Below are 23,353 nucleotides of genomic sequence, written 5' to 3' on the forward strand. Positions count from 1 at the left end.
CACCATCACGCCCTCCCCGGCCGGCTGGTCGGGAGTACGGTGGCGAAGCCGCGCAGCATGGGTCTGCGCGGGCTGCCGAGCGCTCGGAGACAGATCCGGTTGCCCTCGAACCCTGCTCGGGCGTGGAGGAAGCGCTCGTTGTCGATCACGTAGCCGTCCCCGGCCCGCAGCTCGAACCGGTGCTGGACGGCCTCGATGGCCTGCCGCAGGGCGGGCAGGAACGGCTCGACGAGCGGGCTGAACTGCGCAAGGACGTCCTGGCGGAAACGCAGGATAACGCGCCCTTCCGTATGCGGGGTGAAGATCGACGACGGATGCCCGCTCCCGTCGCCGTAGAACGCCGTTCTCGGTCGGGACATCGCTTCAACGGCGTCCGGAGCCTTGGCGGCCAGGCGCGCATGTACGGCCTGCCCGTCGCTCAGCAGCACCGCTCCGCCGGAGGCCGCCGGTTGCTGACAGACCAGGAGCATGAGCCGCGGGGGCGTGGGGATGCCGGACCGCTCGGTGTGAGGAAGCAGCTCACTCGTTCCGAAGCCGCCGAGTCCGGGCTGCCGTGCGCGGGCTCCGATGTTCCGCAAGGTCGTCAGCCCGTCCGAGTCACTGTCGCGGTGCGGTTCCACCACCATGAGCCGAGCTGCGAAGTCCAGAACGCGGGTCCGGGTGGTCAGACCGGAGACCAGCGCCATGCCCGTCGCCGCCACTGCCTCCGCCACTGTCGGCGCGTTGGGCAAACCGAACGGCTCGGGACGGGGCAGTCCGTAGCGGGTGAGCGACATGGTCGACATTGACTGGCTCCTCACGTGATGGGCGGAGGTCTCAGGCTGCGGACACGTGCGGCCGCTGGTAAAGCGACAATTTGTCGACTCGGACAATCCGCTCAGCCCGACGTCCGGACGCGCGATGGCTGCTACGGTCCGAACGGCCGAACGCCCAGATCGCCGTGGGGATGAGTCATGCACTACAAACCGTCGCTGTGGCCCGTTTCCGTCAAGGGCGTCGCCCTCGACCGCGAACTGCGGGTCCTTCTCCTGCGCAACGAGCGCGATGAGTGGGAACTGCCCGGCGGCAGGCTGGAGATCGGACCGGCAGGAGGCGGATCCGCGGCTCCGGACAGCAGCCCCGCGGAGACCTTGGAGCGAGAGCTCCTGGAGGAGACCGGCTGGCGCGTCACGGTGGGGCCGCAGTTGGAGGCCGGCACGTGGATCTACGAGCCGATCCCCGACCGCCGAGTGCTGATCCTCACCTACGGCTGTATCGTCCAGACCCCCGACCAGAAGCCGGTCCTGAGCCACGAGCACAAACAGCTCGGCCTCTTCCACCGCCGTGAAGTGCCGGACCTGAACATGCCCGAGGGATACAAGCGAGCTATCGCCGCCTGGTACGAACAGACCGTCGAGTAGGCCATGGCCGCCCCCGACAACCTGCGCCAGCGCTCCGGCCGCCTCCTGTCCTGGCACTGGGCCACCCCTGAGGCCCAGGCTGTGCTGGCTACCCGCGATGTGGGAGCCATCCTGCGCTACTACCGCCGCGTGTACGCCGAGAGTCAGTCCGCGACGGGCGAGCGCCTCGGCTACGACAAGACCTACGTCTCCGCCCTGGAGCTGGGTAAACGGCGCCTGGCGGACGTCGGCAGCCTGCGCCACATCGCCGAGCAGCTGTCCCTGCCCCCGCATGTCCTGGGCGTCACCGATCTCGCCGACACCGACCACCGGGCCATGTGCCAGTTTGGACACTCCACCATCCGCCTCGCCGAGATCGCACGCCAGACCGGGCACGCGGCAGAAGCCGTCGCTGAACTCTGGCCTTTGGTCGCCCGCCTGGAGGCGCGTGCCCGCGACGGCTACATCGAACGTGAGGTCCTCAGGCTCCTGGCGGAAGCCCGTCTCGGTCTCGGCACCGCCCTCGGCAACGTCCTCCCAGAGGAGCGTTTGGCCACGGCCGCGCACTGGACGGCCAAAAGCCTCGAGGTGACGAAGGCCTTCGATGACCCAACGCTGACCGCGACCGCCCTGCGGATGCACGGGAATGAGCTGCGCAAGCTGGGACTGGCAGGCGCGGCTGTTCAACGCCTGGCCCAAGCCGCCTCGGTGGCGCCGAACATCGCCGACCGGGCTGCGGTCCTCCCGCTCCTTGCACGTGCCGCCGGCGTTCTCGGCAACCAGGCGCTTTTCGATCGGGCCGTACGCGAGGTCCACCAGCTGATGGACACCGTCGACCACACCAGCCTCGTCAACCCCGTAGCCCTCCACGAGATCCACCTTCGAGGCCTGATCAGCACAGGACGGGCCCGCGAGGCCATAAGACTTGCTGAGGGACCTGTGCCCTCTCCCACGATCACCGTCGCGCCCCAGTGGCGCGTCATCGAGCTCATCACCACCGGACGGGTCCGCCTCCTCGCCGGCGACCGGCACGGGGCCACCCAGCTGCTCGAGACGGCCGTGCAGCAAGCGCGAGCGCAGCGCCTGCCCCACCAGCTCCAACGGGTCCTGCGAGCCGGCGGTGAGGCCCTGCCCCAGGTGACCAGTGCTGCCAGTCTCGCGCTGGAGGAACTGCGCACCGAGATGGCCGCCTGAGCTCAGCCGCGATCGACGCGGCACGCTCTCCCCGCTGCACCTGGAGTCCGATCTGATTCCTCGCACTGGACTCCTCCTCCCGACGGCCGGACGAGCACCCAGCGGTTGTGGGTGCCTCAGCGGTGAGAAGAGTCTGAGGGCCACCGAGATCTGAAGCCCTCGCTGTCGCGATATCGCTGCTGCGATACCGATCTGCCCATAGCCTGTGGAGGGGGCCCATCCCCTCCGAACCGGACACCGGGAAGGCAACGTGAACTCGCCGCAACGCGTCTGCCGCCAGTGCGGTCACGCACTGAGCCAGTACAACCCCGACGACCGCTGCGCCTCCTGCGCGCGGGCCGGCGCCACATGTCAGGTACCCGACCGAGCCTGGCGCGACATGGATGTCCAGCGCGCCCTCTCTACCTGGGATTTCGGCCTTCTCCTCAAGCGGGTCCGCTGCCGCGCCGGACTGTCTCAGAAGACGGTCCAGTCCCTGACGGGTCTGGCGCAGAGCTTCATCTCGGACCTGGAGAACGGCCACCGACAGCTCGGCGGACGTGATTCGATCATCGACCTGCTGACCGGTCTCGGGCTGCCCGCCGACCTCCGCCCGCTCCTCCTCACCCCCCTGGAACGAGCCGACGCGCAGGGCCGGGCAGAGACCTACGACCCGTCTCTGCCGTGGACCACGGCTCGTATGGTGGCGTCACTGGAGACGGCAGTCGGAGGCGCCATGAACACGTTGACCCGCCGGAGCGCGCTCGCGGCTCTGAGCGGCGCCGCGCTCGGGCAGTTCGTACTGCAATCGGTCATCGCACCGACCGAAGCCATCGCGTCCACCTCACGCGACGGCATTCGAGTGTCGACCCCGCTCTTGGATGGCCTGCAGGCCACCACTGATGCCCTGCGTCTGGCCGATGCCAGCCAGGGCAGTGGCAAGCTCGCGGCAACAGCGCGCACGCACCTCACGGTCCTCCTGCGGATGCTGAAGGACGGGACCTTCGACGAGGAAACCGGCCGGCGCCTCGCCGCCGTCACCGCTGACACAGCCATCCAGGCCGGCTGGTACCTCTTCGACAGTGGCGCCCACGCCGCCGCCCAGGAACTCCTCCGCGGTGCGCTGCGCGCGGCCCACGCCTCCGGCGACTCGAGGCTGCACGCCGGTGCCCTGTCCTTCCTGGCCATCCACAGCTACAGCGTCGGTGACCCCCGCGACGCGATCAGCGCCGCCCGCGTCGCCCGCCAGGCCATCACCAGCCAGGACAGCCCGTCCCTCCACGCCATGCTGCTCACCCGGCAGGCACGCGGCCACGCTCGCCTCCGCGAAGACCGCCAGGCCCGGGCCGCGCTCGAGGAAGCCGAAACCCTATGCGCCGCCGGGGCTGGCGAGGACGACCCTCACTGGCTGTACTGGATCAACCAAGGCGAAATCCACGGTCAGGCCGGGAGCTGCTACCTCGACCTCGGGCGCCCCGCCGAGGCCGCGCAGGCGTTCGCCGCCGCCCGCGGAGAGCTTGGCGCTGACGACATCCGTACCCGGGCCCAGTTCCTCTCCCGCGCGGCAACCGCGCAAATGCGCGCCGGCGATGCCGACGCCGGATGCGCCACTGGCCACGAAGTCCTCTCCCTCGTCACCGGGGTCCAGTCAGCGCGCCTGGACGAGAACCTCGACTCCATGCTCGCCGAGCTACGACGCTTCGGCTCGGCGCCCGCAGCAGTCGAGCTCCACGAGCGTGGACTGGCCGTCATGAGGGACCGAGCCGCGTGAAACTCGTGCTCTGGGACATCGACCGCACCCTCGTCTACACCGGTGGCATCGACCGCCAGGTCTACAGGGAGGCGTTCACCGCCGTCGTCGGGCGACCCCCGGAAGCTCTGCCCGCCAAGGGCACGGGCGTCACCATGCCACTGGCCGTACGCGAACTCCTCCTGTCCAACCACGTTCCTCCAGACCGCCTGGACGAACTGGCGGACAGCATCATCGAGCAGCTGCCCTGGAGACTCAACGCCCACCGTGAACTCATCGCGCGTGAGGGCATTGTCCTGCCAGGTGCCCGCGAGGCCCTCGCAGCAGTACACGACGACGAACTGTTGGTCCCATCGGTGGTGACAGGCAACCTTCGCGGGAGTGCGCTGGTGAAGCTGTCCGAGCTGAACCTGGCCCAGTATCTCGACATGAGTGTCGGTGCCTACGCCTCCGACGACGCTCACAGGCCATCCCTGGTCAGAATTGCCCAGGAGCGAGCAACATTGGCCTACGGATGCGCCTTCGACCGGATCAACACCGTCATCATCGGGGACTCGCTACAGGATGTGATCACCGGGCAGCAGGGGGGCGCACAGGTCATCGGCGTCGCATCGGGCACCACGTCCGCTGAAAGTCTCATGGCTGCTGGCGCCGACCATGTGCTTCCCGACCTGACCGCCACCGACTGGCTGCTGCACCTTCTCACCCACCGCAACACTGAATGACTGAACCGGCGTCCCCCGAGAGCCTGCTGCGCATTTGAACCGGCGCGGTGGAACACCGCCGGGCTGGGGGCCGGACCATGCCGCCGCTGCCCGTCGCCGGGGTGCGTCGTTGCCGGACCGGAAAATGGGGCCTCTTCGAGCTCCACCCGCCGGGCTTCTTCGGGCCCACGCGTCTGAGGAAGCCGGGCGGCGTGCCCTGCCGGGCGAGTGGTTCTACCGGCCGCCAGGAGGGACGGCGCTGGTCGGCGTGGCCCTGCTTGGTGCCGGTCTTCGACCGGTGGTGGCGGGCGGGCGAGGAATTCCTACGGCGCGGATCCGAGCCTCGCTGTGACAGATCGGAGCGGTGGCCATCAAGGCCGGTACGGGCTCCAGCGTCCCAGGCGGGCGAGTTCGCGGCGGGCGGCGGCTTCGGTCAGGCCGAGTGCGGTGGCGGCCTGGGCCGGGGTGGTGTCGTGCTGGGCGGAGCGGGCTATCCAGTACCCCGCCGCGTGGGCGGCGGCCTCCAGCCGGCGGACGGCGCGGACCGCGGCGAGGGGCGAGTTGTCGCCGAGCTTGCCGATCTCGGCTTGCAGTTGCTCAACGAGGTGGGTGACAGACTCGGGGAGCGGGATCGTGGCCGCTTCGACGGCGGTCGTGTGGTCGTCCCAGTCCTGGCTGCACGCGTCTGCCTGTTCATCGGCGGCGTCTTCCAGGTCCTGTTTGCCGATCGCCTCCCAGTCCAGGGGGTGTTCGGGGCCGGTCCATCCGCACGAGCAGGTTCCGCGGAGGGCGGCCGCGCGCGGGATGTGCGTGAAGCGGCCGTCGTAGACGGACCAGTGGGATGTCTGGTGGACGTCGGGGCCCGACCCGGTGTTGAAGAGCGCCGGCGCGGGGACGGTGCCGTCGGCCAGGAGGACCCCGACCCAGCCCTCGTGGGAGGTCCCGAACTCTTCCGTCGTCCACGTCTCCCTGTCGCTGGCCATAACGCCCCTTCACCGCCTGGCAGGGCCCGCCCGGCTGCGGGCCCGTCTGCCACGACCTTCGCGCACCGGCGCCGTCTGGTCAGGCGAACCGGGGAAATCCGTCCCGAAAGGCTGACCACGAAGGAAGGGAGCGGCGGGGAGAAGCCGGACAGCGGCTCAACCGTCGACGGACCGGGGCTGGTCGCTCTTCGGTGGCCGAGGACAGCAAACTCTGGCAAACCGGCAGGTGGACAGCGCACCTCCTCGCGGCCACGAATCCGGACCGAGTCACGGAAACCGTGCCGGGACCCGAACCAGAGCGTTACTGAGGTCGGCGTTTCAGGGTGACGGCTGCGGTCCCACCCGTCGGCGGCGTGACCGCCTGGACGCGGTGGTTAGGCTGCGGAGCATGCTCGTTGCCGCTGCCGTCTGTCCCTGCCTGCCATCGCTCACGTTCGCGACGGACGTGAGCGCGCCTGCCGCGCCGGAGCGGCTGCGCGCGGCGTGCGCGGAGGCGGTGGCAGCGGTACTGGCCGAGGATCCCGAGATCGTGGCCGTGGTCGGCCCCGGTACGCGATCCTTTCTCCACGAGGAGGGAGCCCTGCGACTTGGCCACGGCCGGGCCGCAAAGGCACCGACGAGCAGGCTGCCGGTCGCGCTCAGCGTCGGTGCGTGGCTGCTCCAACAGGCAGGCTGGACCGGTCCGGTGCGCGCCTACGAGCTGAACGACGCCCGGAATTGGCCCACGAACGGCGAGGACGGCGTCCATCTGGCGGGATGGGCGGACCGCGTAGGGCTGCTGGTGATGGGGAACGGTCCGACTCGCGCCGGCGCGGACGGAGCCCGGCGCCCCGACCCGCGAGTCGAGGAGATCGACGCGGGCATCGGTGCCGCGCTGGCCAGCGGTGACGTGGACGGATTCTTCCCGACCATGGACGAGGACCTCGCTCGTGAGCTAAAGGTGTCGGGCCGCTCCCCCTGGCAGCTGCTGGACGGGGCCGACTGGGACCTGACTACTCACCGTCTCCTGTACGCCGAGACCGTGGACAGCGTCAGCTGCTTCGTGGCGACTTGGTCACCCTGAAGCACGCCGGTGATCTCCCGCAAGGGCACACCGAACATCAAGGGTCGGATTGGGTGCTTGCGCAGTCCTTCCCGGTTCGGGTTCGAGTCGTAGCCCTTGTCGCCGAGCAGGGCTTCGGGGCAGCTGCGGGGGCGTCCGGGTCTGCGAGTCCAGGACAGTCGCGCGCCGCTGATGAAAGTTTTCCGTCTGCTACTGCCTCCTGCACTGTCGATCCGGTGGGGCCACATGTCTGGCACGCAAGGGTGTTGACACGGCATTCGCCCACGGCAGACAGGAATCACCCTCATCCGGGTGGAATTTCACCTTCGGTCATGTGAACCTACAACACTCCCGAGAAGCGGTGCCTGTGTTCAGGGCATCTCTTCGTATAGCAGGCGATCCCCGGTTAGCCAAACCGGGGATCGCCCGCACCATGGAAGGAGTGTGCGTCGCCGGAGCAGCTGGCGCGACATTTGGCAGTGGTATTCGGCGGAGAGGAACAGATTTGATGCGTGGAGGAAGTTACGTTCTGCTGACGCCAGCAGAGGTGGCGGACTGGCTGAAGGTGAGCGAAGGGACCGTCAAGAACAAGTATCGAACATGGGGGCTTAGGTCGCAGAAAGTGGGGCGGCTGTTGCGATTTCGTGAGCGAGATGTCGTTGATTACCTCGACCGGAAATATGGATAGAGGTTGACACTGTACGTGAACCGGGCTGCAGAAGGATAGGGGCACTAGTTTGGCCAAGGTTTTCCAGAAGTGCAAGGAAGGGCAACGGGGTAAGGACCCCTGTAGCGGTGTTCGCTGTGGTCACCCTTGGACTGTCAGGTATAGAGAGCCAGGTGGTCGTAGCGGCCGCCAACGTGAGGAATCCTTCGACAAGAAGGGGGCAGCAGACGCGTTCGCGGCGAAGGTCGAACGTGAAAAGGACCTTGGTACCTATATAGAACCGCTTGGGTTCATGACGCCGCTTGTTGCGGTGTACCAGGAGTTCATTGCGTCCGGAGACCGCGTCAATGGCACGCGCTACCAATACGAGACCAGTCTCCGTCTGCACGTCGAGCCGTACTTTCAGCGCAAGCCGATTGGAGCGGTCAAGCCCAAGGATCTCACGGCCTGGCTGCGGTGGATGGTTGAGGAACGCGGCTACGAATCGAGCACAGCCGTGAACCGGTACGAGACCCTCAGTGGTGTCTTCAGCTTCGCCGTTGCCAATGACTACATCATCAAGAACCCCTGCCAGCACGTACAGGCTGGTCGGAGGAAGGCCAAGCGGCGGATCAAGAAGACGATCCACCTACCTACGCTGGAGGAGATCGCTGCGCTCGCCGCGCACCTTCCGGGGCCCTACCAACTGTTGGTGTGGCTGATGGCCGGATGCGGGCTTCGTATCGGCGAGGCGAGCGCAGTGTCCCTCCAGCAGATCGATTTCGAGGCAGGGGTCCTTTACGTCGATAGACAGATCACCCAGGATGGGGAGAACGAGGAGCCTAGGACCCGACGACAGAAAGCCGCAACCAAGGGGCGGGGGAGAGCGCACTGCATCCGCCACTTGAAGTGGCGTGATCAAGATGAAGGGCGCGGGGTCCCGATTCCGACCACGATCGCGGCCAAGATCCGGGACCACATCGACAAGTACGGTACCTACCGTGTCGAGACCGGGCTGAACCGGATCGAGGGTGACTACCTGTTTTCGAACGTGGGTCGTACCAACATTCTCATGTACTCCCTTGTGGACAGGCTGTGGCGGACGGCAAAGAGGGCCGCCGGCATCACCAGGAAGATCACACCTCACTGGCTCCGGCACTTCTTCGCCTCGGCCGGATTGTCCAAGGGCGTGCCGGTGACCGACATGGCTGAATGGCTCGGACACCGCGACCCCAAGATCACCTATCAGACGTACGCGCACGTGATGCCGGACGCGCCACAGCGTCTGCGCGTGGTCATGGACTCGGTGTTCACGCTCGACGTGGAGCTGTCGCTGCCTCTGTCGTTCGAGGCGCTGACCGAGGCGGCGTAAGCGTGCCAAGCCGACCCCCGGCCACGTCAAGCAGGAACGGCGTCGTCGCGGCCACTGCCTGGAGCGGGCTCGCCTCGGTGGGTGGGACTTGCCGCCCGCCCGCTCGCCTCCCGCGGCGGCACCCACGCCGCGAGCGTCACCCAGCCAGCGCACACCACCACGGCTTCCGCTACCTCGCGGCAGGCGACCAGTGGTCCGACGAGAGCGACGCCGATGTTACCCACAGTCGCCCCGCCCCGTAACCAGCGGCCTGGGCCGCTTGACGGGCTATGCCGGCGGTCACGTAATTCGGCTCCGTCGGGGACCCTTTGATGGCGCAGAGCCAAGCTGGGGCGCCTATGCGGAAGGGTTCGGAATGGTGCCCTGCAGACGGTGCAGATCGCCGACGCCTGGCATCTGTGGCGGAATGTCGCGGATGCTAGAGACAACGGTCGGCTCACGCTACGGGTGCATCCAGGCCGCGTTCGCGGCGAACCGCGGTCATGGCGGAGGCAACCGCGAGGGGCCTGGTCGCGCCGGAGCCGTTTAGTCCGGTGGCCGTGCCGTTCGTCCCGCCGGACGGCACCCTCGCCGTTCATGGGCCAGCCCCGGCGCCTGGTGGCTCCGAGACGTGAAGATGTGAGGCAGTCCAGGCGCTGCTGACTGAGGGAAGGTTCCTGGCCGCGATCGGCCGGACACCGTGGCTGGACCGCTCCACCGTCCGCCGTTTCGCGCGCACTGGCAGCCTCGACGACATGCGCTGCGCCGCCCGCCGCGGAGTTGACCCGACCGGCCCGACACCCGGATCTCGATGAATGGCGGATGGGAGAGGCTGATCGGGACTCCAAGGAGGTTCCGGTCGCGGAACATGGCGAAGAACCCGTCGGCCGCCGCCTGGTCAGGCATGCCGGCAGGTGGTGGCGGTCCGTTCGATGACGGGCGGGGCGCTACGGTGAGCTGCGGAGTGTGGAGCGGTTGCTTCGACCGGTCACAGCGGTCAGAGCGGTATCCAGGAACTCGGGCTTCAGGCGGATGGCGGTGACGTGCTCGGTGAGGGCGAGCAGCATGGGGAGGGTGTACTCGACATATTGAGGGTCGTCGTCGAGTTCCTCAAGGTCGGGCGGGATGTCCGGGTCGAGGCCGATGAGGCGCATGGCGTCCACGAAGCGGTCGGGTTCAGTACCGTGGCGCGTATGGGGGGACAGGGCGTCGAAATACGTGAGTGTCTGGCCGTCGGCTGCGTAGCGGAAGCGGTAGTGGGCGAGAACGTTGGTGTGGATGCTGACGGCTTCCGTGCCGAGTGACAGCTGGCCCAGCAGGCTGGGATCGGAGCCGCGGGATCGCTCTTCTTCGAACGCCACGGTCCACTCGCCGAGCTCGATCCAGCTCACCAGGTCCGGGAACGCTGGGTGGGTGCGGCGCTCGTGCGTGGTCAGGGGTACCGCAGCTCGGGGGTCGGCACCGTAGTAGCGGGCGGTTTCGGCCGGATTCCTGCCCCGGACGAAGGTGAGGCAGCCGTAGTTGAGTCCTTCGTTTTCCGCCCATATATAGGGCTGGTATCCGATTCCCATCCGGTCTTCCTGACTCTTTGGCGGCAAGTATCCGCTTCTTCCCTGCACCCACAGGAACAGGTCACAGTGGCCATACGCTAGCTGACTAGGCGTTAGGTTATCCGCTGCTCGGCGGCACAGGCCGCCCGCAGCACAGCCTAAGGGGGACGTGTGAGACGCAGGTTCAGTACGCGGCGGGGTGCCCTCGCCTGGCTCGTTGCTTTAACGATCCTGCTGCCCGTTCTCGCACCTGGAGGCGCCGTCGCCACGGCCTCCAGCGCGATCGGTGGGCAGCAAGTAGGCGGTGCGCAAGAGGTGACCACGGTCGGGCCCGCCGCTTCGGCGAACGGCGCGGCCGACCGGCCGGCATCGCCCGCCCCCGGCCCCGCCGCGATCCCGGAAGCCCCGTCCGCGACCGTCCGGCCGCCGGACGCTTCGACGGCCACGTTGCCGCATGAGGAAGCACCTCGCGCTTCGGCCCAGTCCGGCAGTCCGGCGGCTGGTGCCGCGGAGATACCGGCCGGCGCGAGCGGCCCGGTGAACATCCTGCGCACCGTCCCGGATCCGCAACTGGCAGGCCGGCAGCCGCTGGAGTTCTTCCCCGGTACCTCCATACCCAAGGAGACATCCGAGCAGTTCGCCGACCGGAAGGCAGTTGCCGAAGCGGACGCGGCTACGGCCCGGGCGGCCACCGGTTCCCGCTCCAAGGCGCTCGCCGGGGCGGGAGCCGCTTCCAGCACGGTGCCCGACCTCTCGGTCGAGGAGTGCCGCAAGCGCCCGTCGGCCGAGTTTCACCGCGGGCTGGTGGTCAGTCACCGGTTCATGTGCCAGGTCCAGCGAGTAGAGGCCAAGCGTATGGTCTGCTCGACGGGAGAGTGCGAGGAAGTCGGCAAGTACACCTTCCGGGTCACGACGATCGGCAGGGTCTCCTACGACACCCAGGGCCGCGTGACGTTCAACATCCTCGTCGACGACTGGAAGCAGTCCGGCACCCCCGATCCGACCGCGTTCCTGCGCATCGACGTCGGGTGCACGGCGGGCCCGTACTCGTGCGGCGCGGAACCTACGAACGGGCTCGATGACACGATCACGAACTGGCAGCGGAACGGCCTGACGTTCGCCGCGTTCAACCCGCCGGCCTTCCAGAGTCCGCCGAGCGCCCCGGAGGGGGAGATAGCCGACTTCCCGTTTTACGTCCGGGTCAGCATGCCCGGTTACCGGGGCGTCGGCGACGTCTTCGCGGACAACGAGTTCCGTTGCGACGCGGACCCCAAGGTAGGGGGACCGAAGGCCGGCTGCGTCTTCCAAAATGTCGTCGAAGAGCTCATCATGGACCGGAATATTGGAGAGTACAAGTATTCGGCCCAGCACATCTGGGACGCCCAGTACAGGCCCGAGTCCACGGAACCCAAAGTGGCAGGCAAGAAGATCCCGGGGAGTGTGCAGAGCGGGGTCCCGCTGACCCGCCTCGCGCCGGGCGATGCCTCAGCGATCAAGAAGAACCGGGGCCGCTCAACCAGGACCTGCACGCGCGTCTTCGGCGCGAACTACGCGCAGTACGATCCCGCGACCAACACCCATCTCTACGACTGCGACGAGTACCCGTTCGCCAGCACCCAGCAGGGCGCCCAGATACCCCGCGGAAACACGAACTTCTCGGTCCGAGCCCTGCCGGAAGCCGACAACCAGGCGGGTGGCCGGGTCCTGGGCGACTTCTACCGCACGCAGCGGATCATCAAGGACGACCGCTTCTACGTAACGATCACCGGTCCGGCGATCCCTCCGGCGCCTGGGGCACCGGCTCCTCTGCCCGGGATGGAGACGTGGGGGCGCTGCGAGCAGTTCGACACCCCCTCCGGCGGCGAAGCCGACGTGTGCGGTCCGATCCTGGACAAGTACAAGGAGCGCGGCGGGCCCGCGAGTCTGGGTTACCCGCTGGACAATGACGTGATCGCCCCGGACGGCACGGGGCGTTTCCAGCACTTCAGCAACGACGCTTCCATCTACTGGAGCCCTGACACCGGCGCCCACACGGTCCGTAAGGCGATCCGTGACAAGTGGGCCGAGCTCGGTTGGGAGAGCGGGCTGGGTTACCCGACGACCGATGAGTCGGGTACTCCGGACGGCGTCGGGGCCTTCAATCATTTCCGCCGCACCGATGGCTGGGAGAACTCCGTCTACTGGACGGCCGGGACCGGAGCCCATGCGGTCATGGGCGAGATCCGCAAGAAGTGGGCGGCACTCGGCTGGGAACAGGGCTTGGGCTACCCCACCACCGACGAGGCGATCACCCCTGACGGGGTGGGACGCTTCAATCATTTCCGCCGGCTCGACGGCTGGGAGAACTCCGTCTACTGGACTGCGGGGACCGGTGCTCACGCGGTGATGGGTGAGATCCGTAAGAAGTGGGCGGCTTACGGCTGGGAACAGGGCCTCGGCTACCCGACCACGGACGAGAGCGCCGCGCCTGACGGTGTCGGGCGCTACAACCATTTCACCAACGACGCCTCGATCTACTGGACACCCGACACCGGCGCCCACACGGTCCGTAAGGCGATCCGTGACAAGTGGGCCGAGCTCGGTTGGGAGAGCGGGCTGGGTTACCCGACGACCGATGAGTCGGGTACTCCGGACGGCGTCGGGGCCTTCAATCATTTCCGCCGGCTCGACGGCTGGGAGAACTCCGTCTACTGGACTGCGGGGACCGGTGCTCACGCGGTGATGGGTGAGATCCGTAAGAAGTGGGCGGCTTACGGCTGGGAACAGGGCCTCGGCTACCCGACCACGGACGAGAGCGCCGCGCCTGACGGTGTCGGGCGCTACAACCATTTCACCAACGACGCCTCGATCTACTGGACACCCGACACCGGCGCCCACACGGTCCGTAAGGCGATCCGTGACAAGTGGGCCGCCTATGGCTGGGAGCGAGGACTGGGCTACCCCACGACCGATGAGTCGGGCACCCCGGACGGGGTCGGAGCCTTCAACCACTTCACCAACGGCGCCTCGATCTACTGGAGCCCGGACACCGGAGCGCATACCGTACGCATGGCGATCCGTGACAAGTGGGCCGAGCTCGGTTGGGAGAGCGGGCTGGGTTACCCGACGACCGATGAGTCGGGTACTCCGGACGGGGGCGGGGCCTTCAATCATTTCCGTCGGCTCGATGGCTGGGAGAACTCCGTCTACTGGAGCCCTTCCACCGGCGCTCACGCGGTCATGGGGGAGATCCGCAAGAAGTGGGCGGCGCTCGGCTGGGAGGGCGGCCTCGGCTATCCGACCACGGACGAGAACACCACCCCCGACGGTGTCGGACGCTACAACCACTTCCGCCGCACCGATGGCTGGGAGAACTCCGTCTACTGGACGCCCGGCACCGGGGCTCACGAGGTCCTGGGGGAGATCCGGAAGCGGTGGGCATCGCTCGGCTGGGAGCGGAGCTGGCTCGGCTACCCTACCAGCGGCGAGTACGCCGTCTCGGGCGGACGCCGGACCGACTTCCAGCACGGCTACGCCTTCTGGAACGCCGCCAACAACACCGTGACAACTATCGCCTACTGACCGAACGCAAGGCTCCAGCCGCGGCAGTCAGGGCCATCCATAAGTTGCGTGAGATGGCCTGGACCATTGTTCCAGGCGAGGCACCCCGTTGCCCCTTTCGGCGGACGGGCTGTGGGTCTCCGGGCCTCGATACCATCGGCCGCGGACTGCCGTCGCCTTGGCCTCACTGAAGTGCTCGGGCCCTGCCTTCGGCGGGGCCCGAGCCACGGCATCCCTGAGACACCAGGTTCCTCTTGAGGCGGTTGATCCCGCACTCGACCGCGTGACGGGGGTCGGCCGCCGCGGGAGGCTAGACCTGGCCGACGATGTCCTCGGTGAGGACGAGGTGTCGGGTTGGGGCACGGACGAGAGCGCCGACGACCTCGCCGCCCTGCCCGGGGGCTGGGGGCGAGGGTGTGCAGGCTGGCTGTGCAGCGGCCAACGGCGGCTTTGCACGGCTGACCCGGCCTGACCGCGTCGGGCGATGAGGGCCCCTCCACGCCCGATGGAGGGGCGCGGTCTGCCCGTCTCATTGCTGGGGCGTCCGGGTGTCTGCTGGGGAGTGTCGGGCCCTACAGCGGCGAGCCGCCCCACTGACTGCAGGCGGTTACGATCCCGTTCTCCTGAAAGCCTGTTGGCGTAGTGGATCGGGCCGCCGCCTGGCCGTCGCCCTCAGCTCCTGGCTCACTCCGGTGCTGGTTCGGTGCTGACTTTTGGTCGTCAGAGACAGGGAAGCCCCAGGTCATAGCGTCGATCGGATGAGTTGTCGTACCACTCGATGGTGGTCCCGACGAGACTGGCGGCGACGATCCTCCGTATGCCGGACGGGCTCGTTCTGCTCGCTGCGGGGGAGACCATGTGCACCACTTCCAGGGGGTCTGCGGGGACGTCGGGTGTGGCCACAACGTAGAAGTCCCTAGGTCAGCGGCATATGTGGCAGACCATCACAATCGCAGGCCATCTTGTGTGCCGGATCACCACGCGACCGCCGCTTGCTCATTCCCTGCCCCCGGAGGAAGCCCATCCACATCGTGTCGGATGTGCAGAATTCCGCCGGTTTTGGAGGGACGGTACTGACTCCCGAAGCCGACCGGCATGCAGTGTCCGGGGTTTGAAGTGTCGGCCGCGGTGGGCGTCGTTTCTCGTTTGGTGACCGAGGACCATGGGCTTCAGGGCCTGGCTGTCGTGGGTGTTGGCGGCCGAGAGGCCGGACAACGAGGGGCAGTCCGGCCGCGTCCGGCAGGCCCCGCACTCCGGCCCTCGACCTGATCAGGAACCGGCGGTGGGCGGTCGACTTCAATATCCCGAAGCAGGGCGGCAGGGCCCGCCAGGCACACCCGGAGACCAGTACATAGATGATCGCCGCGAACAGCGTGTCGTCAGGCGTGTCCTGCGTACCGCCGCCCTGCGGCCGCACCCTCGACGGCGGGATCAGCGGCTTGGCGGTCTCCCACAACCCGTCGGAACAATCCAACTCCACGTACCCCGCCCCATGCCGAGCCCAACGACCCATCGCCACAGATAGGACACGGTCTGGACTCCAGGGCCGTGACACGCGGCCCGGCCCACGCCGATCACCCGTGCCGGGGGCGTGGGAGCGAGGGGATGCGCGACGAACGTCCGGGCATAGGGGGTCAGTTCGACCCCAGGCCGTGCGACCCGTCGGCAGCTGGACCTGTCGCGCATCAAAGCCCTTCGCATCGCCGAGTTGTCACCCTCGGGCGGAGCGAGGGATTCCTTACCGCTCGTAACAGGGGAAATTCGTCCGGTAGTAATTAGGTGAATCGTTGACTGAATTTCCGTCAGCAAGCCTCGCCTGGTTATCTCGATTCCATAACGACATCACCGAAATGGCCTGGACCTGCACGTGTCCATGCGTGCAACTTGCCGTATTTTAAAGCTACTTGATAGATCATCAGATTCGGCCACCAAGGTAACAGTCAGATATCTCGAAGCCCATTCCTGTTTGTCCGAATTCTCCACCGTGCCCGTCTGGCAGGCTTCCGTGCACCCACTCCTCCGTCGCAGAAATTGAGGTGCGCATGACGGCCTACCGTCGAGAGAAAGGCGAACGCCGACGCACACCCCGCCGGTTGTTACTCCTCACCACCGCCATGGCCTCGGCCGCGGTGTTAGCGCTCGGCGACAATGCCCAGGCAGGGACCGCCGCTCAGGCGTACGCAGCCGCGGACGTCCCCACACCGGCCGCCGCTCCGGCCCGCCCGGAGGCCGGCGAAGTGGCTGCCGCCGAAGTCAGCGGGCGTCCTCAGGACGTGCCCGCCGGGCCCGCCGGGCAGACCGTCCGGTGCGACGGTGACGGCAGCACCGGCAACCGCGTCCAGGTCGGCTACGTGCACGGCCCCGACCGCGATCGGTACTCCGGGCCTCACCTCGTTCCGCAAGTGGGCGGCCGACGCCGACCTCATCCACGCGGCGAGCACGCAGGAGACAGGCGGCATCCGACACATCCGCTACGTGACGGCCGCGGACTGCGCGCCGACCACGTGAGCAACCGCCCGCACTACGGCGCACGGCTGCTCGACCTCCAGCGCGCCGACGGGCGCGCAACGCAGGTCTGGACGGTCCAGAAGGTCGGCTGACCTCCGACCGTCTGATCAACCGCCGGCGCACGGTCACCTTCCCCTGCGGCCGTCCGCCGGTCCCTCACAGCACCACGCCTCCACCGCACCACCGTGGTGGCAGCCAGTGGGCTGACTTGCCATCACCTGACGGTGCCACCGCCGAGCCAGGCGCCCTTCGGCATCTGTCGCGCAGACCGGACGATCCGGCTGCCGGGCAAGCAAGTTCCCGCATTTTCAGATCAAGGAGCATGATGCACAAACGTCGCGCGTCCCGCCGCAAGAAGGCGCTGACAGCCACGGTCACCGCCGCACTCTCCGGCGGCCTGCTGTTCGGCTTCGGTGCGCTCGCCCAAGCCGATGTGGTGAGCGGCACGGTCATCGGCGGCCAGGGCAACTACACGACCGTCAACCACCGGGCCAAGCCGTCCCTCTCGGCCCAGGTGAACGGTTCCTCGAAGGTAGGCGACAGGATCCAGATGTCCTGCCGGACCACCGGCGACACCGTGGAGAACAACCCGCGGTGGATCTACACCGGCTCGTACTACATCGCTGACGCCTTCATCAACGAGAACACCACGGCCCTGCCGGTCTGCGGTTCGACGCCGAACCCGAAACCCACCCCCACCACCGTGAAGACGCTCAACATCGAGATGCAGAAGCAGGTCAGGACCCAGTGGTGCTGGGACGCCTCCGGCGTGACCATCGCCAAGCACTGGGGCCGCTCCGTCAGCCAGGAGCAGTTCTGCCAACTCGCCGCCCAGGGCTCCTGGGTGGACTGCAACAACCAGCCCGCGACGCTGGAAGACATGGCCAACGGCCTGGCCAGGCTGGGGCTGAGCAACAGCGGCCGCAGCCTGTATCGCAACGCTTCGTTCAGCGAGTCGGTCGCCGAGATAGCCGCGGGCCGGCCGTTCGCCGTCCGGATCGGCTGGCGCACCGGCGGTGGTCACATGAACGTCATCTACGGCTACGACAGCGCCACCAACATGGTCGCGGTCGGGGACCCGTGGCAGACCACCCAGACCTACACCTGGTGGAACCACGCCACTTACGTGAACAACAACTCGTTCCAGTGGACCCACTCCCGCATCGGGATCCAGGGCTGAGGAGTAGACCGACCATGCAGACCACCCGACACACCAAGCACACGGCAGTCCGGGCCGCCGTCCTCGCCACGGCCGCGCTCGCCGCGGCCCTGAGCGGAATCGTTCCCGCACAGGCTGCGGAGGGCGACGGCATCGCGGGTTACCCGTCCGCCCAGCAGGCCGTCCGCAGCGACCAACTCCGTGACACGGTCTCCCGCTTCCTGGTCTCGGCCCGGCAGCACGGCACGGGCACCGGCGCGGACGGCGGCACCGTCGGCACCCCCGGCAACGCACCCGCCGCGGTCGCCGCGCCGCCGGGGTTCGCTCTCAAGGACCCGGTGCCGATGTTCGAGATCAGCCCCGAGTTCGTGACCGGCAAGGCCCCGGCGACCCCGCAGACCGCGATCCGGCTCTCCTACCTGGCCTCCCGGGTGACCGCCTCCGACGGCAAGAACGCCGCCGTACTGCTCGCACCCAAGGGGGCTGCCGCTACGACGGGAAGCGGCCCGCAGAACGTCGGTGCCGAGGGCTGGCAGCTGGCCGGCATCCGGGACGGGGACGCCGAGGTCGGCTTCGCCGAGCGCGGCACCGCACAGGCCCGTACCTTCACCGAGCCGCAGATCCACGCCTGGTACCGGCTCACCGCCGACGGTATGGTCGAGCCGCTCAACGAGGAAGCGACCACCGGCCTCGGCGGAAAGCGCGGCGTCACCCTCGCCGCCTACCAGAAGCTGGTCACCAGCCGCTACGGCGACAAGATGCCCGGCTCGGAGTACGACCGCAAGGGACTGGCCGGCGGGTTCGCCGGCCTCGCGGAGGAACAGCCGGAACAGGTCGCCGCCGCATCCGGGACACCGGCGGCCGAGGCGTCGTGGCAGCCGGTCTCCGCCACCGCGGCCGCAGCGCTGGCGGCGATCGGCGGTGCGGTGGTGTACGTGCGCCGCCGGCAGACGGCGGCCCTCCGCTGACCTGACCCCATGAGGGCCGGGTCCCCTCCGTGCGCGGCGCCCAAGCAGCGGACGCAGGTCAGCGCGCACTGCGCCGCAGGACCGAAGCCCAGTCTCCCCCTGCCTCGTTGTCGCGCGGGTGATGACCGCAGCGACAGCTGCCCGGCAGGTGGCAAAGGGGTGCCTGACCTGCTGTTCATGCGGAGGGCTGGGCCAGGTCCGGGTGGCGGCGGCGCCAGTCCGCGTAGACCGGGCTGGCGGTGCAGGTCTCCAGGTAGCCGGCCGCCACCGTGCGCAGGACGGCGTCGCCGTGGGGGGCCAGCGGGCCGTCATGGTGCCAGGCCAGGACGTGGCGGTACCAGAGCGGGTTGCCCGCGAGGGGGCGGACGGTGACGCCGGGGGTGACCGCCGCCTCCAGGCGGCCGGCGGCCAGGACCTCGGCGTCGGGCAGCAACGTTCCTATGGCCAGCACGAGGTGGCCGATGAGGGGAGCGCCGACCGATCCGACGCGGACCCGGTCCGGGGACGCCAAGTGCCGGGCGGTGTCGGCGAGGAGCGCGTCGATGCCCGGCAGGACGGCGTGGGCCCGGGCCGGCACCAGTTCGCCGAAGGCCGTGGGCGTGGCTCCGGCCCGCCGCCGGTCGAAGAGCACACCGCCGAGCATCGACTCGATGCGACGCAATCGGCCATCAAGAACGGCCGCCAGGTCGACTTCGTGGTCAAGGTCCGCTACGCCAAGACCACAGACGACGGCAGGTACGAAGCGCCCGGGGCGAAGGGGAAGGCCGGAGTCAGCACGGCCTGGTGCCGGGGGATGCAGAAATGCCCGTCATGGGTCAACTGACCTGCTCCGAGGACTGCCTCGCCCGCGCTGTTCCTACTTGTCCCGCGGGTGTCGGGTGGACTGCCCGTCCCGCCGCGGCGCGTCGTCGCGGGGCTGATGCGGCTCGGCCGCAGTACGTACCTGTTCGGCTCTGTCGGGCGGCGCTTCGACGGCAAACTCCTCCTCGACGGCAGCGCTCTGGTGGAGGGCGGGGGCCGGCCCTGCCTGTGTGACGGTGCCCCGGAACCCGAAGGGCCGCGGGGCTTCTACTTCGAGCGCCCCGGCGAACCGAGGCGCTACCCATGACCGGCGGCCGGGATGAGATCCCCTTCGTCCTGCGGGCTGATGGATGCTCTTGACGATGGTGCGGGCGGGGGCCGTGCTGACTGGCGAAGCGAGCGGCGACTGAGGGCGTTGGTGGATCAGTGCTCGATCTGGAAGCGGCTTTGGCTGATGACGGACTGCCGGATGCGGTTGGTGAATTCGGGGCTTCGGGCGATCCGGTCGACCCCGCCGGCCTTGTTGTTGCGCAGGCTCACTCCGGAGCTGACGACCGGGCTGGACCTGCCCGCCCGGACCTCGACTCCTGCCCGGCCCTCGCCCGGCTGCGCGGCGAGGGCGCGGCCGCCCCCGCGTCCTGGCGCCCGTGACAGCCCGGCTCGAGTGTTACTGGCGTCGGGCCACAACACCCCGGTGAGTCTGGAAGGGTTGGCCCGGCGCAAGACCTGCGCCCGAGCGCGCACCACCTCCGTCGACCGGGAGAGAAGCATGAACATCAAGGACATCGGGCCCGAACCTCAGAGTTTCGACCTGGAGCAGGCGACGCTGGAGAACGCCAACTACCGCTCGGTCGCCTGGTCCGGGAAGTACCTCCAGCTGACCCTCATGTCCATCCCGGTGGGTGAGGACATCGGCCTGGAGGCACACCCGGAGACCGACCAGTTCCTCCGGCTCGACGCGGGCCGCGGCCGCGTCCAGATGGGCAGCGCGAAGGACCGTCTCGACTTCGACCAGGAGGTCGAGGACGGCTGGGCGGTCTTCGTACCCGCCGGCACGTGGCACAACGTCACCAACACCGGCGACGAGCCCATGCAGCTCTACGCCGTCTACGCCCCGGTCCACCACGCCCCGGACAAGATCCACGCAACCTTCGCCGACGCGGAAAGCGACGAGGACTCGGGCAACGACGAACCCCCGGCCTGGTCGGTCCAGCCCACCCGCCACCCCGCGGACAAGCACGCCTGACCACCAGCGGGGGCCCAGGAAACAAACAAGCCCCAGGTCGCTGACCTGGGGCTTTGCTATGGAGCGGATGCCGAATCCGTATCAACTTCCGGCACACGATCCGCCAGGGCGAATACGACGGCCTTCTGCTGTCCGTCCTCCACGCCGAAAGAGGAACTTCGGACACCGTAGGACTCGCCTTCGCAGGACACGGGACGTTCACCGAGCGGGACCGCACGGGATAGCGCCCCGGCCGGGAGGCCCGTTGCCCGATCGCGGCACCGGCACGAGAATGTGCGGTACCGGCGCCGGAGCTGCTCGCCTGTGTGGGGGAGCGGTTGCCGGGACGCCGTCCGGGCGGGGCGGGTGGATCGACCCGAGCGCGGCCGGGTTGTTCGCGGCACTCTTCTGGCGGTGATCGACGCCTGAGGTGATGGCCGGCCGGGACCGGTCGGGCGGGTGGTGGCCGTCCGGACGCCCCCGCCACGGCCGGAACTCGAAGGCTCCTGTGGCGGAAGTGCTCACGCGGGCGGCTACGGAACCGGGGATTCCCCGGTTCCGTAGCTCCCATCAGGCGGCTCCCGTCAGGCGGCGACCAGCTCCCGTCCGGCGACGGGGGAGCCGGGGGCCGGCGGGGCGGCGGGCTTCCGCATCCCCTTCAGCACGACCACCACCGCCGCGGTGACCGCCGTGCCCGCCGCGACCGCGATCAGGTACAGCAACGGGCTGCCGATCAGCGGGAGCACCCAGATTCCGCCGTGAGGGGCCCGCAGGGTGGAGCCGAAGGCCATCACCAGGCCGCCGGCGGTCATGCTGCCGACGATGTTGGCCGGGATGACCCGCAGCGGGTCGGCCGCCGCGAACGGGATCGCACCTTCGGTGATGAACGACGCGCCGAGCACCCACGCAGCCTTGCCGTTCTCCCGCTCCTCGGCGGTGAACAGCCGACGCCGGACGACGGTCGCCAAGGCCATGCCCAGGGGCGGGGTCATACCGGCGGCCATCACGGCGGCCATCACCTTGAGACTGCCGGAGTCCGGGGTGGTACCCGCGGCGGTGAGCGCACCGGCGGCGAAGGTGTAGGCGACCTTGTTGAGCGGACCGCCCATGTCGAAGGCCATCATCGCGCCGAGCAGCGTGCCGAGCAGGATCGCGTTGGAGCCGGAGAGGCCGTTCAGCCAGTCGGTCAGGCCGTGCATGGCCGAGGCGATCGGTGAGCCGGCCACCACGAACATCACGAAGCCGACCACCCCCACCGACAGCAGCGGGATCACCACCACCGGCATGATGCCCTTGATCGCCTGCGGCACGTTCCACCGGATCATCCACAGCACCAGGAAGCCCGCGATCAGACCTGACACGATGCCGCCGAGGAAGCCCGCGCCGACTGCCACCGAGACGGCACCGCCGGCTATCCCGGCGGCCAGTGCTGCCCGGTCCGCGATCGCCCAGGCGATGTATCCGGAGAGGATCGGGACCAGGAAGCCGAAGGAGGCCTTGCCGGTCTGGAACAGCATCGCCGCCCAGCTGTGCGACGAGGTCCATTCGAAGTGGCCCAGTACGGACGGGGCGGAGGCGATCTGGTAGCCGCCGATCGCGAAGGCGAGGGCGATCAGCAGACCACCGGCCGCGACGAACGGGATCATGTAACTGACGCCCGTCATCAGGTACGTGCGCAGTCGCTGGGCCCAGTGCTCGCCCGCCGGCGCGCTCGGTGCCGCGACCGGTGCGGCGGCGGCACGTGCGCCGCCGCCGGTCTCGGTGACCAGCCTGGCGGCCCGGGAGATCAGGTCGTCGGCGCGGTTGACGGCGGCCTTCACGCCCACGTCCACGGTCGGCTTGCCGGCGAAGCGGGCGCGGTCCCGGACCTCGACGTCATGGGCGAAGATCACCGCATCGGCGGCTGCGATCATCTCGGGGGCCAGCGGCGTCGTCCCGGCCGAGCCCTGGGTCTCGACCTGGATCTGCGCACCCGCCCGGGCGGCGGCCAGTTCCAGGGCCTTGGCGGCCATGTAGGTGTGGGCGATGCCGGTCGGGCAGGATGTCACCGCGACCAGCCGCAGCCCACCGCCGGGGGCGGCCGTCTCCGGAGCGGCGGCCGGCGCCTCCTCTCCGTTGATCCGGGCCGCGACCGCGTTCGGGCTCTCGGCATCGCGCAGGGCGCCGGTGAAAGCGGGGTCCATCAGGCGGCGGGCCAGCGCGGCGAGGATCTGCAGATGGGTGTCGTCCGCACCGGCCGGTGCCGCGATCAGGAAGATCAGGTCGGCGGGCCGTCCGTCCGGGGCGTCGAAGTCCACCCCCCTCGCGCTGCGGCCGAAGGCCAGGCTCGGCTGCGTGACATGGGGTGATCTGCAGTGTGGAATGCCGATTCCCTCACCCATCCCGGTCGGGGCCTGGGCCTCGCGGGCGGCGACATCGGCGAGGAAGCCGTCGAGGTCGGTGACCCGGCCCTCGGCGACCAGCCGCTGGGCGAGGGCGCGGAGAGCTTCGCTCTTGTCCTCGGGGGCGAGATGCAGATCAACGAGTGCGGGTGTGATCAGTCCGCTGGTGTCGCTCATCGTGTCGATCCTTCAA

18 protein-coding genes and 1 pseudogene are annotated in these 23,353 nt (G+C 68.7%); 13 read left to right on the plus strand and 6 right to left on the minus strand.

Features of this window, described 5'->3' with window-relative positions; all coding sequences use genetic code 11:
• Positions 1-5: 5 nt before the first annotated feature.
• Entirely contained in the window at positions 6-785 is a 780-nt protein-coding gene (locus BX286_RS31810) for a TauD/TfdA family dioxygenase (RefSeq protein WP_121017137.1), read from the minus strand.
• 168 nt (positions 786-953) lie between these two features.
• Between BX286_RS31810 and BX286_RS31815 the strand changes: the two genes are divergently transcribed.
• The 4 genes from BX286_RS31815 to BX286_RS31830 all read left to right on the plus strand — a co-directional run bounded on the left by BX286_RS31815 (position 954) and on the right by BX286_RS31830 (position 5,027).
• Entirely contained in the window at positions 954-1,400 is a 447-nt protein-coding gene (locus tag BX286_RS31815) for an NUDIX domain-containing protein (protein WP_121017139.1), read from the plus strand.
• 3 nt (positions 1,401-1,403) lie between these two features.
• Positions 1,404-2,573 carry a helix-turn-helix transcriptional regulator gene (locus BX286_RS36815; protein WP_187344236.1) on the plus strand — a complete coding sequence of 390 codons (1,170 nt, stop codon included), beginning with the start codon at positions 1,404-1,406 and terminating at the stop codon, positions 2,571-2,573.
• A 379-nt stretch (positions 2,574-2,952) separates the two neighbouring features.
• Positions 2,953-4,323 carry a helix-turn-helix domain-containing protein gene (locus BX286_RS31825; RefSeq protein WP_261993567.1) on the plus strand — a complete coding sequence of 457 codons (1,371 nt, stop codon included), beginning with the start codon at positions 2,953-2,955 and terminating at the stop codon, positions 4,321-4,323.
• Entirely contained in the window at positions 4,320-5,027 is a 708-nt protein-coding gene (locus tag BX286_RS31830; protein WP_121017141.1) for an HAD family hydrolase, read from the plus strand. The genes BX286_RS31825 and BX286_RS31830 overlap by 4 nt, the downstream gene beginning before the upstream one ends.
• Before the next feature lie 350 nt (positions 5,028-5,377).
• Here the strand turns inward: BX286_RS31830 and BX286_RS31835 are convergent, their stop codons facing one another.
• Positions 5,378-5,989 (minus strand): hypothetical protein, encoded by a 612-nt coding sequence (locus BX286_RS31835; RefSeq protein WP_121017143.1) that lies wholly within the window; start codon positions 5,987-5,989, stop codon positions 5,378-5,380.
• Between the two features lie 388 nt (positions 5,990-6,377).
• Between BX286_RS31835 and BX286_RS31840 the strand changes: the two genes are divergently transcribed.
• From BX286_RS31840 to BX286_RS31850, 3 genes are all read left to right on the plus strand, one after another.
• Positions 6,378-7,052, plus strand: a complete 675-nt coding sequence (locus BX286_RS31840) for a hypothetical protein (protein WP_121017790.1) — start codon at positions 6,378-6,380, stop codon at positions 7,050-7,052.
• A 487-nt stretch (positions 7,053-7,539) separates the two neighbouring features.
• Entirely contained in the window at positions 7,540-7,719 is a 180-nt protein-coding gene (locus BX286_RS31845; protein WP_121017145.1) for a helix-turn-helix domain-containing protein, read from the plus strand.
• Between the two features lie 49 nt (positions 7,720-7,768).
• Positions 7,769-9,049 carry a site-specific integrase gene (locus BX286_RS31850; protein ID WP_148710315.1) on the plus strand — a complete coding sequence of 427 codons (1,281 nt, stop codon included), beginning with the start codon at positions 7,769-7,771 and terminating at the stop codon, positions 9,047-9,049.
• Between the two features lie 926 nt (positions 9,050-9,975).
• Here BX286_RS31850 and BX286_RS31855 read toward each other — a convergent pair.
• Complete coding sequence (locus BX286_RS31855; RefSeq protein ID WP_079423945.1) at positions 9,976-10,599, minus strand: DUF6461 domain-containing protein; 624 nt, start codon at positions 10,597-10,599, stop codon at positions 9,976-9,978.
• A gap of 294 nt (positions 10,600-10,893) precedes the next feature.
• Here BX286_RS31855 and BX286_RS31860 point away from each other — a divergent pair, with 294 nt between their 5' ends.
• Positions 10,894-14,139: a NucA/NucB deoxyribonuclease domain-containing protein gene (locus tag BX286_RS31860; protein WP_148710316.1), complete on the plus strand. Its 3,246-nt coding sequence runs from the start codon at positions 10,894-10,896 to the stop codon at positions 14,137-14,139.
• Between the two features lie 1,065 nt (positions 14,140-15,204).
• Here BX286_RS31860 and BX286_RS31875 read toward each other — a convergent pair.
• Positions 15,205-15,612, minus strand: a pseudogene (locus tag BX286_RS31875) (transposase); the annotation flags it as partial.
• Positions 15,613-16,160: 548 nt separating this feature from the next.
• Here BX286_RS31875 and BX286_RS37650 point away from each other — a divergent pair.
• The 3 genes from BX286_RS37650 to BX286_RS31890 all read left to right on the plus strand — a co-directional run bounded on the left by BX286_RS37650 (position 16,161) and on the right by BX286_RS31890 (position 18,753).
• On the plus strand, positions 16,161-16,718 hold the full coding sequence (locus BX286_RS37650) for a hypothetical protein (protein ID WP_261993568.1): 558 nt from the start codon (positions 16,161-16,163) through the stop codon (positions 16,716-16,718).
• A 233-nt stretch (positions 16,719-16,951) separates the two neighbouring features.
• Positions 16,952-17,806 carry a papain-like cysteine protease family protein gene (locus BX286_RS31885; RefSeq protein WP_159036886.1) on the plus strand — a complete coding sequence of 285 codons (855 nt, stop codon included), beginning with the start codon at positions 16,952-16,954 and terminating at the stop codon, positions 17,804-17,806.
• A 14-nt stretch (positions 17,807-17,820) separates the two neighbouring features.
• Positions 17,821-18,753 carry a hypothetical protein gene (locus BX286_RS31890; RefSeq protein WP_079423937.1) on the plus strand — a complete coding sequence of 311 codons (933 nt, stop codon included), beginning with the start codon at positions 17,821-17,823 and terminating at the stop codon, positions 18,751-18,753.
• Positions 18,754-18,928: 175 nt separating this feature from the next.
• On the opposite strand, the gene BX286_RS31895 is transcribed toward BX286_RS31890, so the two are convergent.
• Positions 18,929-19,414: a hypothetical protein gene (locus BX286_RS31895; RefSeq protein WP_261993569.1), complete on the minus strand. Its 486-nt coding sequence runs from the start codon at positions 19,412-19,414 to the stop codon at positions 18,929-18,931.
• Between the two features lie 210 nt (positions 19,415-19,624).
• Here BX286_RS31895 and BX286_RS31900 point away from each other — a divergent pair, with 210 nt between their 5' ends.
• Both BX286_RS31900 and BX286_RS31905 read left to right on the plus strand, forming a co-directional pair.
• Positions 19,625-19,861: a hypothetical protein gene (locus tag BX286_RS31900; protein WP_187344237.1), complete on the plus strand. Its 237-nt coding sequence runs from the start codon at positions 19,625-19,627 to the stop codon at positions 19,859-19,861.
• A 462-nt stretch (positions 19,862-20,323) separates the two neighbouring features.
• Positions 20,324-20,800: a cupin domain-containing protein gene (locus tag BX286_RS31905; protein WP_079423935.1), complete on the plus strand. Its 477-nt coding sequence runs from the start codon at positions 20,324-20,326 to the stop codon at positions 20,798-20,800.
• Between the two features lie 563 nt (positions 20,801-21,363).
• On the opposite strand, the gene BX286_RS31910 is transcribed toward BX286_RS31905, so the two are convergent.
• On the minus strand, positions 21,364-23,337 hold the full coding sequence (locus BX286_RS31910) for a fructose-specific PTS transporter subunit EIIC (protein ID WP_121017150.1): 1,974 nt from the start codon (positions 23,335-23,337) through the stop codon (positions 21,364-21,366).
• Between the last annotated feature and the right edge of the window lie 16 nt (positions 23,338-23,353).

The sequence above is a fragment of the Streptomyces sp. 3211.6 genome, from assembly GCF_003634815.1.
Taxonomy (GTDB): Bacteria; Actinomycetota; Actinomycetes; order Streptomycetales; family Streptomycetaceae; genus Streptomyces; species Streptomyces katrae_A.